Annotated in this window: 13 protein-coding genes; 10 read left to right on the forward strand and 3 right to left on the reverse strand. The window is 63.6% G+C overall.

The window, feature by feature from the left end; translation table 11 throughout:
- Window positions 1–21: 21 nt before the first annotated feature.
- Window positions 22–2,385 carry an outer membrane protein assembly factor BamA gene (gene bamA / locus OCX61_RS12185; protein ID WP_261944033.1) on the reverse strand — a complete coding sequence of 788 codons (2,364 nt, stop codon included), beginning with the start codon at window positions 2,383–2,385 and terminating at the stop codon, window positions 22–24.
- Window positions 2,386–2,563: 178 nt separating this feature from the next.
- On the opposite strand from bamA, the gene OCX61_RS12190 reads away from it, so the two are divergent.
- Entirely contained in the window at window positions 2,564–3,256 is a 693-nt protein-coding gene (locus OCX61_RS12190; RefSeq protein WP_261944034.1) for a response regulator transcription factor, read from the forward strand.
- Window positions 3,253–4,512, forward strand: coding sequence for a HAMP domain-containing sensor histidine kinase (locus tag OCX61_RS12195; protein WP_261944035.1), 1,260 nt, complete (start codon window positions 3,253–3,255; stop codon window positions 4,510–4,512). The genes OCX61_RS12190 and OCX61_RS12195 overlap by 4 nt, the downstream gene beginning before the upstream one ends.
- Window positions 4,513–4,818: 306 nt before the next feature.
- Here the strand turns inward: OCX61_RS12195 and OCX61_RS12200 are convergent, their stop codons facing one another.
- On the reverse strand, window positions 4,819–5,772 hold the full coding sequence (locus tag OCX61_RS12200) for a LysR family transcriptional regulator (protein WP_261944036.1): 954 nt from the start codon (window positions 5,770–5,772) through the stop codon (window positions 4,819–4,821).
- A 146-nt stretch (window positions 5,773–5,918) separates the two neighbouring features.
- Between OCX61_RS12200 and OCX61_RS12205 the strand changes: the two genes are divergently transcribed.
- The 5 genes from OCX61_RS12205 (at window position 5,919) to OCX61_RS12225 (ending at window position 10,160) form a co-directional block, all read left to right on the forward strand.
- Window positions 5,919–6,746 (forward strand): amidohydrolase family protein, encoded by an 828-nt coding sequence (locus tag OCX61_RS12205; protein ID WP_261944037.1) that lies wholly within the window; start codon window positions 5,919–5,921, stop codon window positions 6,744–6,746.
- A gap of 41 nt (window positions 6,747–6,787) precedes the next feature.
- A complete protein-coding gene (locus tag OCX61_RS12210; RefSeq protein WP_261944038.1) occupies window positions 6,788–8,146 on the forward strand; it encodes an MFS transporter in 1,359 nt (452 codons plus the stop codon).
- Window positions 8,143–8,883, forward strand: a complete 741-nt coding sequence (locus OCX61_RS12215; RefSeq protein WP_261944039.1) for an SDR family NAD(P)-dependent oxidoreductase — start codon at window positions 8,143–8,145, stop codon at window positions 8,881–8,883. Before OCX61_RS12210 ends, OCX61_RS12215 begins: the two co-directional genes overlap by 4 nt.
- Window positions 8,880–9,671: a sugar phosphate isomerase/epimerase family protein gene (locus OCX61_RS12220; protein ID WP_261944305.1), complete on the forward strand. Its 792-nt coding sequence runs from the start codon at window positions 8,880–8,882 to the stop codon at window positions 9,669–9,671. Before OCX61_RS12215 ends, OCX61_RS12220 begins: the two co-directional genes overlap by 4 nt.
- A gap of 147 nt (window positions 9,672–9,818) precedes the next feature.
- The gene (locus OCX61_RS12225) at window positions 9,819–10,160 is read left to right on the forward strand and encodes a cupin domain-containing protein (RefSeq protein ID WP_261944040.1); all 342 of its coding nucleotides are present in this window, start codon (window positions 9,819–9,821) and stop codon (window positions 10,158–10,160) included.
- Here the strand turns inward: OCX61_RS12225 and OCX61_RS12230 are convergent.
- On the reverse strand, window positions 10,150–10,626 hold the full coding sequence (locus OCX61_RS12230; RefSeq protein ID WP_261944041.1) for a YMGG-like glycine zipper-containing protein: 477 nt from the start codon (window positions 10,624–10,626) through the stop codon (window positions 10,150–10,152). The genes OCX61_RS12225 and OCX61_RS12230 overlap by 11 nt on opposite strands.
- A gap of 328 nt (window positions 10,627–10,954) precedes the next feature.
- Here OCX61_RS12230 and OCX61_RS12235 point away from each other — a divergent pair, with 328 nt between their 5' ends.
- The 3 genes from OCX61_RS12235 to ttdB are packed head-to-tail and all read left to right on the forward strand — an operon-like array spanning window position 10,955 to window position 13,837.
- Window positions 10,955–12,301, forward strand: a complete 1,347-nt coding sequence (locus OCX61_RS12235; RefSeq protein WP_261944042.1) for a dicarboxylate/amino acid:cation symporter — start codon at window positions 10,955–10,957, stop codon at window positions 12,299–12,301.
- Between the two features lie 10 nt (window positions 12,302–12,311).
- The gene (ttdA, locus tag OCX61_RS12240; protein WP_261944043.1) at window positions 12,312–13,220 is read left to right on the forward strand and encodes a L(+)-tartrate dehydratase subunit alpha; all 909 of its coding nucleotides are present in this window, start codon (window positions 12,312–12,314) and stop codon (window positions 13,218–13,220) included.
- An 8-nt stretch (window positions 13,221–13,228) separates the two neighbouring features.
- Complete coding sequence (ttdB, locus tag OCX61_RS12245; protein ID WP_261944306.1) at window positions 13,229–13,837, forward strand: L(+)-tartrate dehydratase subunit beta; 609 nt, start codon at window positions 13,229–13,231, stop codon at window positions 13,835–13,837.
- Window positions 13,838–13,895 lie beyond the last annotated feature (58 nt).

The following is a 13,895-nucleotide window of genomic DNA, read 5'->3' on the forward strand; positions in this document are numbered from 1 at the left end:
CGGTAATTTGTGCGCGCTGACTCAGAAGGTCTGCCCAAGGGAGAACTGGAAGATCTGCGTCTCGGCGTTGTCCGGTTTCTTCAGCGGCGCCGCCAGGCTGAAACTCAGTGGCCCCATCGGGCTGTACCAGGTCACTCCCACGCCCAGCGATACCGCCAGCTGGTTCAGGTCGACGTTGCCGCAGCCCTGGGTGGTGGACAGGTAGCACGTGTCGGCATAGACGTTGCCGGCGTCGACGAACACCGAGCTGCGCAGTTGGCTCTGGTTCTTGATGAACGGCATCGGGAAGATGTACTCGGCGCCGCCGGTGACCAGGATGTTGCCGCCGAGCACGTCGGTGTCGCGGTCGGAGTAATAAGCCTGGCCGGCGCTCGCGTAGGTACCGGTGGCCGGGGTGCTGCGCGGGCCGAGGGTGCCGTCCTTGAAACCGCGTACCGAGCCCTGGCCACCCGCGGTGTAGCTCTCGTAGAAGGGCAGGCCGTCGGTGGCGCCGTAGCCGTTGCCGTAGCCCAGCGTGGTGTGCAGGCGCAGGGTGGTGTCCTTGCTTACGGGCAGGAAGGTCTGGCCGTTGTAGTCGAGTTTGTAGAACGACAGGTCGCTGCCCGGGGTGGTGGCCATCAGGGTCAGGGCCTGGGAGTGACCGCGGGTCGCCAGTACCCCTTTGTTCAGGGTCGACTCGGACCAGCCGATCGAGGCCTTGAGGTTGTTGAAGCTCTTGCCTTCGCGCTGGATGAAGTCGTAGATCTCGTCGGCGCTGTAGGTGCCCGGGTTGATGTCGTCGTGCTGCAGGGTCAGGCCGTAAGTCAGGCGCGATGTCTCGTTGATCGGGTAGCCGAAGCTGACACCTGCGCCATAGCTGTTGATGGCGTAGTAGGACACTCCGTTATCGTAGTAGTCGCTGTAGTCGGTGCTGCTGTAGAACAGGTTGTAACCCAGGCTCACGCCGTCTTCGGTGAAGTAGGGGTTGACGAAGCCGAAGTTGTATTTGGTCTGGTATTCCGAGCGGGTCAGGCCGATGGACACCTTGTTGCCGGTACCGAGGAAGTTGCTCTGGCTGATCGAACCGCCCAGGATCAGACCGGCGCTCTGGGCGAAGCCGACGCTGGCGGTGATCGAGCCGGAGGCCTGTTCCTCAACGCTGTAGTTGACGTCGACCTGGTCGTCGGTGCCTGGCACTGCCGGGGTTTCGACGTTGACTTCCTTGAAGAAGCCCAGGCGCTCCAGACGGGTCTTGGACTGGTCGATCAGGTAGGTCGACGCCCAGCCACCTTCCATCTGGCGCATTTCACGGCGCAGCACTTCGTCTTCGGTCTTGGTGTTGCCGCGGTAGTTGATGCGGTTGACGTAGGCACGCTTGCCCGGGTCGACCACGAACATGATGTCGACGGTGTGATCCTGGTCGTTCGGCTGCGGTACACCGTTGACGTTGGCGAAGGTGTAGCCTTCGTTGCCCAGGCGACGGGTGATCAGCTCGGAGGTGGTGGTCATCACCTTGCGCGAGAACACCTGGCCCGGCTGCACCAGCAGCAGCGACTTGACCTGGTCTTCCGGCACCTTCAGGTCACCCGACAGCTTCACGTCGCGAACGGTGTATTTCTCGCCTTCGTTGACGTTGACGGTGATGTAGACGTGCTTCTTGTCCGGGGTGATCGACACCTGGGTGGAGGCGATGTCCATATTGATGTAGCCGCGGTCCAGGTAGTAGGAACGCAGGCGCTCCAGGTCACCGGAGAGTTTTTCGCGGGCGTACTTGTCATCGTTCTTGAAGAACGACAGCCAGTTGGTGGTCTTCAGCTCGAACAGCTGCTGCAGCTCTTCATCGCTGAACACGGTGTTGCCAACGATGTTGATGTGCTGGATGGCGGCGACGGTGCCTTCGTTGATCTTGATCTTCAGGGCAACGCGGTTGCGCGGCTGAGGCACCACCTCGGCGTCGACCTCGGCCGAGTAGCGGCCCTGGGCCACGTACTGGCGCTGCAGCTCGTTGCGCACGCCTTCGAGGGTGGCACGCTGGAAGATCTCGCCTTCGGCCAGGCCAGACTGTTTCAGGCCTTTCATCAGGTCATCGGTGCTGATCGCCTTGTTGCCCTCGATCTCGATGCTCGACACCGACGGGCGCTCGACCACGTTGATGATCAGGACGTTGCCATCGCGGTTGAGCTGGATGTCCTGGAAGAAGCCGGTCTTGAACAGCGAACGGGTCGACTCCACCAGGCGGCGGTCGTCAGCCTGGTCGCCAACGTTGAGCGGCAAGGCGCCGAACACGCTGCCGGCGGATACCCGCTGCAGGCCGTTGACGCGGATGTCGGCGATCCTGAACGACGCGGCCTGGGCCATGGAGGCATTGAGCAGCAGGATGGAGAGCAACAGTCGCGGGTAGTTCATCGAGGGTTCCAGGCGGGCGTAGAAGAGCAGCACGGGGCTGCCGGGAAGCGGGCGTTGAGCATACGGGCGGGCTGTGTTCGGCGCGGTTAACCGAGGGTAAAGATGTGTAAAGTTCGCCCACGCTGCGTTAGGACGGGGCGATCATGGCGTTTTTGCAGAACCTGGCACGTTATCCATCATGATCCCCGTACTGCTGGTCGACGACGACCGCGAACTGACCGAAATGCTCGCCCTGTACCTGGCCCGCGAGGGTTTCCAGGCCACTGCCGTGGCCACCGGCGAGGAGGGCGAGGCCCGCGCCTTGAGCGGGCTTTACCGCCTGGTGGTGCTGGACGTGATGCTGCCAGGCATCTCGGGCATCGAAGTGTTGCGGCGCATTCGTGCGCGCAGCCAGGTGCCGGTGCTGCTGTTGACCGCACGGGGTGACAACGTCGACCGTATCGCCGGCCTGGAACTGGGCGCCGACGACTATGTCCCCAAGCCCAGCTCACCGGGTGAGCTGGTGGCGCGCCTGCGGGCGATCCTGCGCCGGGTGCATCCGCAGATGCTGGCCGAAAGCCAGGGCGCCGAGTCCATCGGCCGCGGTGCGCTGACCCTGTGGCCTGGGCGGCGCAAGGCGCAGTGGGGGCCGATACCGCTGGACCTGACCGGTACCGAGTTCAGCCTGCTCGAAGCCCTGGCCCGCCAGGCTGGCCAGCTGGTCAGCAAGCAAGACCTGTCGTTGAACGCCCTGGGCCGGCCATTGACCCGTTATGACCGGCGCATCGATGTGCACATCAGCAGCATTCGCCAGAAGCTTGGCCCGCGCGATGATGGCAGCAGCTGGATCCAGAGTGTGCGGGGCATGGGTTACATGCTGATCGTCGAATGATGCGCCGGCGCCTGTTCTGGAAGCTGTTCCTGGCTTTCTGGCTGGCCAACAGCCTGACCTTCCTGGTCGGTGCCGGGGCCTTCATGCTTAACGACCTGCGCGGGGACACCCCTGGGTTGCGGTCGATGCTGGCAACGGAACTGAACCTGCTGCACCGCTATGGCGAGCAGGCCGGTCGTCAGTACCTGCAGGTATCGCCGCAGCCGCCAGATGTGCAAGTTGGCCTGTATGACGGCACCGGCCACTTGCTGGCCGGGCGCGCAGTGGACACGCCGCGCTTCGAGCGGGCGCTGCTCGACGAGGGTGGCCAGGCCCTGGTGCTGCGGGCTTCAGTGGCCACCCGTCTGGATGAAGCGCCGCCCCCACGGGGCATGGGCCCGTTGCTGACCGGTACGCTGATGAGTGCAGTGTTCGCCTTGCTCTGCAGCCTGTACCTGACCCGGCCACTGACCTGGCTTCGCGAGGCCATGGGCCAGGTTGCCCAGGGCCGCTTCGACGTGCGTGTGCGCCCGCGCCTGGGGCGTCGGCGCGACGAAATCGTCGAGCTGGCCGAAGACTGCGACCGCATGGCCGGGCAGCTCAAGGCGCTGGTCGAAGCACAGCAGCAGTTGCTGCACGACATCTCCCACGAATTGCGCTCGCCGCTGACCCGTCTGCATGTGGCCATCGGGCTGCTGCGTCAGCAGCCCGAACGGGAAGAGATGCTCGGGCGTATCGAGCGCGAATCCCGGCGCATGGATGACCTGATCGAGCAATTGCTGACCCTGGCGCGGGTACAGTCGCAGCAAGGCCAAAGCGAGCAGGGGGAGCTGGATGCCGTCGAGGTGCTGGCGCAGATCGTCGAGGATGCCCGTTTCGAGGCGGGCATGAAGCAGGCGCAGGTCAGCTTGCAGGGCGCTGGCACCTTCGTCACCCGTGGCCATGAGGAGTTGCTGTACCGCGCCTTCGAAAACGTGATCCGCAATGCAGTGCGCTATACCGCGCCGGGCAGCGAGGTGCGTGTCGAGGCGGTGCTGGTGGGCGGCGGGGAGCAGTTGCAGGTGCATATCGTCGACCAGGGGCCGGGCGTGGAACCGGCTCGCCTGCAAAGCATCTTCGAGCCGTTCGATCGAGGCGGGCAAAGCGGCGCCGATGGTTTCGGCCTGGGCCTGGCCATCGCCCGCCGCGCCATCGGGCTGCACCAGGGCAGTATCAGCGCGAAGGCGGGCGAGGCGGGGGGCTTGAGCGTGGCGATCAGGTTGCCGCGGTCGGGGTGATTGTGCCGGTCTTGAGTATTTTGGGGTGGCATGAATCGAGCGCCGCCCGCGCGGCGCATCGCGAGCTGCGCTCGCTCCTACGTTTGTTTCGGGCCAATTATTTCTGGGGGATTTGCGCGCGAACGCCTTGGCGCATGGCGCGATATCCCGTCGTATAAACCAGGCGGTCGCGCGCGTCTGTCACAGGCGTTACTGGCCCAAAACAAACGTAGGAGCGAGCGCAGCTCGCGATGCGCCGCGCGGGCGGCGCTCGATCTCCCAGGCGCTGAAAATGCCCCGCCGTACACCTTGAAGCCATCAATCCATTCACCCCGAGCCCAACCTGAACCCCTCGATACCCCGCCCAAGCGCCAGCGCCTGGCCATGCAACACCCGCATCAGATGCAGCGCCGACTGCGACGGCGGCTCGAAGCGCGAGTAAACGAAGCTGATATCGAAATGTATCTCGTCAACCAGCGGCACCACATGCAAACCGCTGTCCTGGGCAACGAACTCGTCGATCACGCTGATGCCCATGCCCTGCTTGACCAACGCCACCGCCTCGTTGGCATTGGTGAACGACAGCAGCGAATCAAGCTGCAAACCGCGCTGCTCGATATGCCCCGCCAACAGCTGGCCGAACGGCATGTCCGGGCGGAACAGCAGCAACGCATGGCCCTGCAGCTGTTGCAGGGTCAATGAAGGCTGCTGCGCCAAGGCATGCCCGGCCGGCATCACCACCACCATGCGCCCGCGCATGAATGCCTGCGAATGCAGGTGGTCGTGCACTACCGGCAACGCGGCAATCGACAGGTCGACCTTCTTCGACAGGATCTGGTTGGGCATCTCGTGCATCAGCGAGGTCTGCCATTCGATCTGCAGTGACGGCGATTCACGCTTGAGCTGGGCCAGTGCCGTGGGGATCACCACCGTCGACAGCGAGGCGCTGCAGGAAATGCGCAGCTTGCGCTGGCCTCCCGCAGCCAGTGACAGCGCGCATTCGTTGACCTGTAGCGCGGCCTGATACACCCGTTCGACCTCACGATAAAGGATCTGCGCTTCGGCGGTGGGTACCAGTCGGTTGTTGATGCGCTCGAACAATCGGTAGGCCAGGCGCCCTTCGATGTAGCCGATCAGCTTGCTCACCGCCGGCTGCGAGACATACAGCAGCTTCGCGGCAGCACTGATCGAGCCGGTGAGCATGACAGCCCGGAACACCTCCATGTGCCGCAGCTTGAACACCATGGCACTGCCCTCTGCACTTTCCTGACCAGCCTGCATGAGTATTACCTTCGGTTATGGTCTTCGTCATCTGTGTATGAGCGCTGTGCAGCCGCCCGCAGTATCGTGAGCCCAGGCAAATCGCCCTGGCGGCGAACAATAACAAGATCTGCAGGCAAGCGCAGTGGCGCTTGAAGGAACCGCACTTGAACATCTACGACGAACCCAAGATCGACTGCCATAACCATCTGTTTGACCCCGCACGCTTCGCTTACCACGCCGACGCCCCCTATGCGCCGTCTGGCCAGGAGGTCGCCACCCTGGCCCAGTTCAACCAGGTGATGGATGCCTATGGCGTGCGCCATGCCTTGCTGGTGGGCCCCAACAGTGGCTACCACACCGACAATACCCTGTTGCTGCACGCACTCGCTGCTGGCCAGGGGCGCTTCAAAGGGATTGCAGTGGTCGAACGGCAGATTGGCCTGGACGCCTTGGCTGCACTGAAGGAGCGGGGCGTGGTCGGTGTGGCCTTCAATCCGGCGCTGTATGGCGTGCCGAGCATGCGTGATGCCGAGCCGCTGTTCGGCAAGCTCGCCGAGCTGGGCATGTTCGCCCAGGTGCAAGTCTGCGAGGACCAGTTGCTGGACTTGCAGTGGCTGATCGCGCACAGCTCGGCGCGCCTGCTGATCGACCACTGCGGCCGCCCGGATGCCGCTGCAGGCCTGCAGCAGGCCGGCTTTCAGGCCCTGTTGCAGCTCGCTCGCAGCGGGCGGGCCTGCGTGAAGCTGTCGGGCATGCAGAAGTTCGCTGATGCCGAGGGCCTGTATGAGCAAAGCCATGGCTATGTACGGATGCTGCTCGATGCGTTCGGCCCCGATGCCTGCGTATGGGGCTCGGACTGGCCATTCATCCGCCAGCATTCGCGTGTCGACTACGGCCCGCTGCTGAAACTGGCCGAACGCCTGATGCCCGACGCCCGCCTGCGTCGCAAGGTCATGTGGGACACCCCGCGACGGCTGTTCGGTTTTGCCTGATTCACAGCACTTGCCATTCCAATAACAAGAGAGCAATCGCCATGAGCACTAAGCAGACAATTGGCGTCGGGGTGTTCGATACCCTCGATAACCCCGCACGCGCGCAACAACGCACCCGTACCCGTTTCATGATCCTGGCGCTGATTTCCGGTGGCACCATGATCAACTACCTGGACCGCAGCGTGATGGGTATCGCCGCCCCGAGCATCAGTGCCGACCTGGGCCTGAACGCGGCGATGATGGGGGTGATCTTCTCGGCGTTTTCCTGGACCTACGCCGCCGCGCAGATCCCCGGCGGTATCCTTATCGACCGCCTCGGCACCAAGCTCACCTATTGGCTGGCGCTGACCCTGTGGTCGCTGTTCACCGGCCTGCAGGGCCTGGCCCAGGGCTTTCTGTCGCTGCTGGGCATGCGTTTTCTGGTCGGCGTGACCGAAGCCCCTTGCTTCCCCACCAACAGCCGTGTGGTGGCGACCTGGTTCCCGCAAAGCGAGCGGGCGCGGGCGACCGGCATCTACACCTTTGCCGAGTACACCGGGCTTGCGTTCCTGACCCCCTTGCTGTTCTGGGTGCTGCATGCCTATGGCTGGCGCTTCCTGCTGATGGCGGTGGGCCTGCTGGGCATCCTCTATGGCCTGGTGTGGTGGCGCAAATACCACGAGCCGCACCAGTCGACTTCGGCCAACCAGGCAGAGCTCGACTACATCGCTGCCGGCGGCGGCGTGGTGGATGGCGGGCAGAAGGCCACTCAGTTCCGCTGGTCGCAGATCCCGGCGCTGCTCAAGCACCGCAACATGCTCGGCATCTGCCTGGGGCAGTTCGCCTGCAACTCGACCAACGTGTTCTTCCTCACCTGGTTCCCCACCTACCTGGTCACCGAGCGGCACATGCCCTGGCTCAAGGTAGGTTGGGTGGCGGTGCTGCCGTTCATTGCCGCGTCGCTGGGCACGTTGGTTGGCGGCTGGATATCCGATGCGCTGCTGCGCCGCGGCTACTCGCTGAACCTGGCGCGCAAGTTGCCGGTGATTGCCGGGTTGCTGACGGCATCGATCATCGTGCTGGCCAACTATGTCGAGTCCGATGCGCTGGTGATCACCATTCTCTGCGTCGCCTACTTCGCCCAGGGCATGTCGGCCCTGGCCTGGATGATCGTCTCCGACATCGCGCCCAAAGGCCTGCTGGGCCTCAGTGGCGGGCTGTTCAACCTGTTCGCCAACGCCGCCGGCATCGTCACTCCGCTGACCATCGGCCTGATCGTCAGCGCCACCGGCTCGTTCGTCTGGGCGCTGGCCTTCGTCTCGTCGATCACCGCACTGGGTGCGCTGTGTTACCTGTTCATGGTGCGCGACCTGCGTCGCCTGCCGGATATTCCTTCTGTCGAAAATGGAGCAAGACAATGAGCCAACCCCTGCACGGGCAAACAGCAATCGTTACCGGCGGCATGCGCGGCATCGGCCTGGCGATCGCCCAGCGCCTGCACCAGGCCGGCGCCCAGGTGGTGATCTGGGACCTCGCGGTCGATGGCTGGAACAGTGCTGAAAACGGCTTCGAGCCGGTGCTGCGCCAGGCCGTGGACGTGGCCTCGCTGGCGTCGGTGGAGGCTGCGTTCGCTGCGGCGCTGGCCCATGTAGGGCAGGTCGAGATCCTGGTCAACAATGCCGGTATCAACGGCCCCGTAGTCGCCTCGTGGGAATACCCGCCAGAAGCCTGGGACAAAGTCATCGCCATCGACCTCAATGGTGTTTTCTACTGCTGCCGCACCGCCATCCCGCACATGCGTGAGCGTGGTTACGGGCGCATCGTCAACGTCGCCTCGATGGCTGGCAAGGACGGCGTGCAGTACATCTCGGCCTATTCGGCGGCCAAGGCCGGCGTCATCGCCTTCACCAAGGCGGCGGCCAAGGAGTTGGCCCAGGACGGCGTGCTACTCAACTGCATCGCCCCCGCCATGGTCGAGACCCCACTGATGGCAGAAATGACCCCGGAACACATCGCCGCCAGCAAGGCCAAGATCCCCATGGGGCGTTTCCTCAAGGCGGAGGAGATTGCCAACATGGTGGCCTGGATCGCGGGGCCGGAATGCAGCTTCACCACCGGTTTCGTGTTCGACCTCAGTGGCGGGAGGGCGACCTATTGAGGCCGCTTGGAGTTGCCCACCTGACGGCGCTGAACCTGGCGCCGGTCGAGCTGGTGCGTGAGGCGGCGCGGGCCGGCTTCGAGGCTGTAGGGTTGCGCCTGCACCCGGTGATGCCGGGCGCCAGAGCCTACCCGCTGAAGTCTGGCAGCTTGGCGGCACGTGAGTTGAAGGCGGTGATCGCGGGCGAGGGCGTGCGAGTCAGCGATATCGAATTCGTTTCGTTGAAACCGGAGTTTCAGCTTACCGACTACGAAGGCTTGCTTGCCGCAGGTGCGGACCTCGGCGCCAGCAGTCTCACGGTTTCCGGGGATGATCTGGATCATGCGCGTCTCGTGCACAATTTCGCGGCCTTGTGCGAACTGGCCGGCGGCTACGGGATGCGTGTGGACCTGGAATTCATGCGCTGGCGGCCGGTGGCAACGCTGCAGCAGGCGGTAGCCGTGGTGACGGCGGCCGGGCAGGGCAATGCGGGTGTGCTGCTGGATGCGCTGCACCTGTATCGCTCTGGTGGAGATGAGAACGCAGTCGCTCAGGTCGACCCCCTTTATCTGCGGGCTGTGCAGGTGTGCGATGCGCCGCTGCAGGCGCCGGAGGAGACGTTGATCATTCAGGAGGCACGGGAAGGGCGTTTGATGCCGGGGCGCGGCCAGTTGCCGTTGGAGGCACTGTTGAGTGCATTGCCGGCTGACGTGCAAGTTAGCGTTGAAACGCCCTCGGCGCTGTTTGCGCCTGAGCTGTGTCTGAAAGCTGCCTATGAAGCTACCCGATCCATGTTGGCTTCGGCTTGAACCCTGGGGCTGCCTGCAGCCCATCGCTGGCAAGCGGCCCCAACGGTCATATCACCCGAGCCCGATGCAATGCCTCCAGCGCCTCCCCGCGCAGCTAGGCCAGACGTTGGCTTAACTGAATAGAGGACAGCCCGCTGAGTACCCCCCATGAACAACGAACAGGCAGCACCCGAAACCCGTGGCGTGACGGTGGAGTTACTGGCAACGGTCGATCTGGGGCCGGAAATCGAAGGCATGGCCGGCCGCCAGTTGCGCATGCGCAAGGTGACCATCGCCCCAGGTGGGGTGTTCGGGCCGGTCCATGATCACAAGGACCGGCCCGGCACGGTGTTCATCCTGCAAGGCACCATCACCGACCACCGCAATGGTCGGGCCACCGACTACGGCCCTGGTGTCGGCTGGCCCGAAGACCACAACACCACGCACTGGCTGGAAAATCGCGGCACAGTGACTGCGGTGGAAATCTCGGTCGACATCATCAAGGGTTGACCTGGTAGCCACGCCCTTGCAGGCACCCGCTGTAGGCGCTGGCATGCGCCGAGCTTTGCGCCTGGCCCTGGTTGCGCCGGTCTTCGCGGCGCTCCTGGCGTTGCCGCGAGGCACCGACCGCTGCACCGGCGGCTGCCCCCTGGCCTGCACGGTTCTGCCGGTACTCTTGCTTGGCATTGTCGCCGACCCGGTCATAGACCTCGTCGTGCTGATTGCCACGCACCTGGGCGCCCACCGCACCCGCTGCGGCACCGGCGGCAGCGCCCTTGACCCTGCCGCCGACGTGGCTGCCAGACGTACTGCTGCTGGCGCTGTTGGCGGCGTTGGTCGCCACGGTGTTGCAGTCGTTGATGTCCAGCTGCATCTGCTGGCTGCTCTGGCCCTTGAGCGGTACCACCGACTGGGCCTGGGCCGCTGACGCCGCACACAGCAGCATCAGCAGGTAACTCCACGTGAACGCACGCATCGCACACCTCCACTGGAAGGGAACTGCATCTCACAGGATAGCTGGGTGCAGCACTGCGAAGGGCGCGCCGGCAGGCCATTGATCGCAGACCCGGGGCGACAAGTGCTTGCTCGCTGTAAAGAAACCCGCCCGCTGTGCGAGCCGCTATTGATAACCACAGGTAAACAATGAGTTGAATTTCATTGTATTACTGCAATCTGGAAAAGCCCTTACCTTTAGCCCACGTGATAACCACACGCACTCTGGGCCCAAGCGCGTCCTGCCTGTACGCACCCGCTGGCCCAGCCGCCACATTCATCCGACTCACAACAATAATTCGGAGACGGCAATGGCCAAGCGATTGATAGGCAAGCTGTACGTACAAGTGTTGATAGGCGTGTCCCTGGGCATTGTGCTGGGGGTGTTCTGGCCTGCAGTCGGCACCGACATGAAGCCCCTCGGTGACGCCTTCATCAAGCTGATCAAGATGGTCTTCGCACCGATCATCTTCGCCACGGTGGTGCTGGGCATCGCCAAGATGGAAAACATGAAAGAGCTCGGCCGGGTCGGCGCCCGGGCGCTGATCTACTTCGAGGTGCTGTCGACCTTCGCCCTGGTGCTCGGCTTGGTCGTGGTCAACCTGGTGCAGCCGGGGCAGGGCATGAATGTCGACCCCGCCACCCTTGATACCCAGGCCATTTCCACCTACACCGCCGCAGCTGCCAGCGGCTCGGGTGGTTTCACCGATTTTCTCCTGCATGTGATTCCCGGCAGCGTGGCCGACGCCTTCGTCAGGAACGAAATCCTGCAGATCCTGTTGTTCTCGACCTTGCTGGGCATTGCCCTGGCCAACCTCGGCGAGCGCGGCAAGCCGATGGTCGATGTGCTTGAAGCGTTTTCCCACGGCATGTTCTACATCGTTGGCCTGGTCATGCGGGTCGCGCCGCTGGCGGCCTGTGGCGCCATGGCCTTCACCGTCGGCAAGTACGGCCTGGGTTCGATCGTGTCGCTGGGCAAGCTGATGGCGACCATGTACCTGACCTGTTTCCTGTTCGTGGTGCTGGTGCTTGGCAGCATTGCGCGGATGTCGGGCTTCAGCCTGTGGAAGTTCCTCAAGTACCTGCGCGAAGAGCTGTTCACCGTGCTGGGTACCAGCTCCTCCGAGTCGGTGGTGCCGCAATTGATGAACAAGCTGGAAAAGGTCGGCGTGTCCAAGCCGGTGGTTGGCCTGGTGATCCCTTCGGGGCTGACCTTCAACCCCGATGGCCAGTGCATCTATTACACCATGGCGGCGATCTTCATCGCCCAGGCCACCAACACCCCGCTGACCCTGATGGACCAGCTGATCGTGCTCGGCGTGCTGCTGCTCACCTCCAAGGGCTCGGCGGGCGTGACCGGCTCGGGCTTCATCACCCTGGCCGCGACCCTGGCGACCATGGACAACATCCCGGTGGCCGGCATGGTCCTGCTGCTGGGTGTCGACCGCTTCATGTCCGAAGCCCGCGCCATCACCAACACCATCGGCAATGCCGTCGGCACCATGGCCATCGCCAAGTGGGTCGGTGCCCTGGACAGCGCACGGATGAACCAGGTGCTCGATGGCCAGCCAGTGACGCAGCCCGAACCGCCTGCCAGCGCCAACCCGGCCGTAGAGCCGGCCAGCTGTACCGATAAGAAAAGCCTTGTGATGCACTGAGGAGATAACCGTGGATACCGTAGCAAAAGACAATGCCGTCTCATCGCTGACCGACACGTTGGCCAAGTTCACTGCCTATATCGGCAAGCGCCTGCCCAAGGATGTGAAGGCAAAGACTGCCAAACTGCGCGCGGCGGAAACCAATCCGCTGGCCATCGCCGTCTACGACTCGATGGCCGACAACCAGGAATATGCCGACAAGCTGAACCGCCCCAGCTGCCAGGACACCGGGGTGATCCAGTACTTCATCTCGGCCGGTGCGCGCTTCCCGTTGTTGGGCGAGATGGAAGGCATCCTGGAAAATGCCACCAAGCAAGCCACCGTCCACGGGCCATTGCGCCACAACGCGGTGGAAACCTTCATCGAGAAGAACACCGGCACCAACACCGGCTCGAAGATCCCGTGGCTGGACTGGGAAATCATCCCCGATGCCGACTACGCCATCGTCGACGTGTACATGGCCGGTGGCGGCTGCACCTTGCCGGGTTCGGCCAAGGTACTGATGCCTGGGCAGGGCTACGAAGGGGTGACCGAGTTCGTCTTCGATGTCATCACCTCGCGTGGCGTCAACGCCTGCCCGCCGTTGCTGGTGGGGGTTGGGGTATCGACCTCGGTGGAGACCGCGGCACGCCTGTCGAAGAAGGCCATCCTGCGCGAAGTCGATTCCAGCCACCCCAACGAAAGCGCGGCGATGATGGAGAAGCTGCTGGAAGAGGGCCTCAATGAAATCGGCATCGGTCCCCAGGGCCTGACCGGCAACAGCAGCGTGATGGGGGTGAACATCGAGTCCTCGGCGCGCCACCCTTCGACCATTGGTGTCGCCGTATCGACCGGCTGCTGGGCACACCGCCGCGGCAAGATCCGCATCAATGCCGACCTCTCTTACGACATCCTTTCCCACGAAGGTGTGATCCTGTGAACAGTCCTGTGAAAAAGATCATCAGTACCCCCATCAGCGACGAAGACCTGGCCAACCTCAACGTCGGCGATGTCGTCTACCTCACCGGCCAGCTGGTGACCTGCCGCGACGTGGCCCACCGCCGGCTCATCGAGCTGGGGCGCGAGCTGCCGGTTGATCTGCGCGGCGGCGCGATCTTCCATGCCGGCCCGATCGTCAAGAAGAAAGAAGATGGCAGTTTCGAGATGGTATCCATCGGCCCGACCACCAGCATGCGCATGGAAAAGTTCGAGAAGCAGTTCATCGAGCAGACCGGTGTGAAGCTGATCGTCGGCAAGGGTGGCATGGGGCCGGAAACCACCACCGGCTGCCTGGAGAACAAGGCGGTGCACGCGGTGTTCCCTGGCGGCTGCGCGGTACTGGCGGCCACTCAGGTCGAGGAGATCGAGCGTGCCGAATGGCAGGACCTGGGCATGCCGGAGACCTTGTGGGTCAACCGCGTGCGTGAGTTCGGGCCGTTGATCATCTCCATCGATACCAAGGGCAACAACCTGTTCGAGCAGAACAAGGCCCGCTTCAACGAGCGCAAGGGTGCGGTGATCGAAAAGATCAACAGCCAGGTGCGGTTCATCAAGTAGCCTTTACCTGTACCGGCCTCTTCGCGGGGCAAGCCCGCTCCCACAGGAACCGTGCAGC

The sequence above is a fragment of the Pseudomonas sp. LRP2-20 genome (genome assembly GCF_024349685.1).
Lineage (GTDB): Bacteria > Pseudomonadota > Gammaproteobacteria > Pseudomonadales > Pseudomonadaceae > Aquipseudomonas.

Excerpts from the sequence above, each read along its gene's own strand:
- bamA (WP_261944033.1), bottom strand. The coding sequence starts at position 2,385 with ATGAACTACCCGCGACTGTTGCTCTCCATCCTGCTGCTCAATGCCTCC.
- OCX61_RS12190 (WP_261944034.1), top strand. The coding sequence starts at position 2,564 with ATGATCCCCGTACTGCTGGTCGACGACGACCGCGAACTGACCGAAATG.
- OCX61_RS12195 (WP_261944035.1), top strand. The coding sequence starts at position 3,253 with ATGATGCGCCGGCGCCTGTTCTGGAAGCTGTTCCTGGCTTTCTGGCTG.
- OCX61_RS12200 (WP_261944036.1), bottom strand. The coding sequence starts at position 5,772 with ATGCAGGCTGGTCAGGAAAGTGCAGAGGGCAGTGCCATGGTGTTCAAG.
- OCX61_RS12210 (WP_261944038.1), top strand. The coding sequence starts at position 6,788 with ATGAGCACTAAGCAGACAATTGGCGTCGGGGTGTTCGATACCCTCGAT.
- OCX61_RS12215 (WP_261944039.1), top strand. The coding sequence starts at position 8,143 with ATGAGCCAACCCCTGCACGGGCAAACAGCAATCGTTACCGGCGGCATG.
- OCX61_RS12225 (WP_261944040.1), top strand. The coding sequence starts at position 9,819 with ATGAACAACGAACAGGCAGCACCCGAAACCCGTGGCGTGACGGTGGAG.
- OCX61_RS12230 (WP_261944041.1), bottom strand. The coding sequence starts at position 10,626 with ATGCGTGCGTTCACGTGGAGTTACCTGCTGATGCTGCTGTGTGCGGCG.
- OCX61_RS12235 (WP_261944042.1), top strand. The coding sequence starts at position 10,955 with ATGGCCAAGCGATTGATAGGCAAGCTGTACGTACAAGTGTTGATAGGC.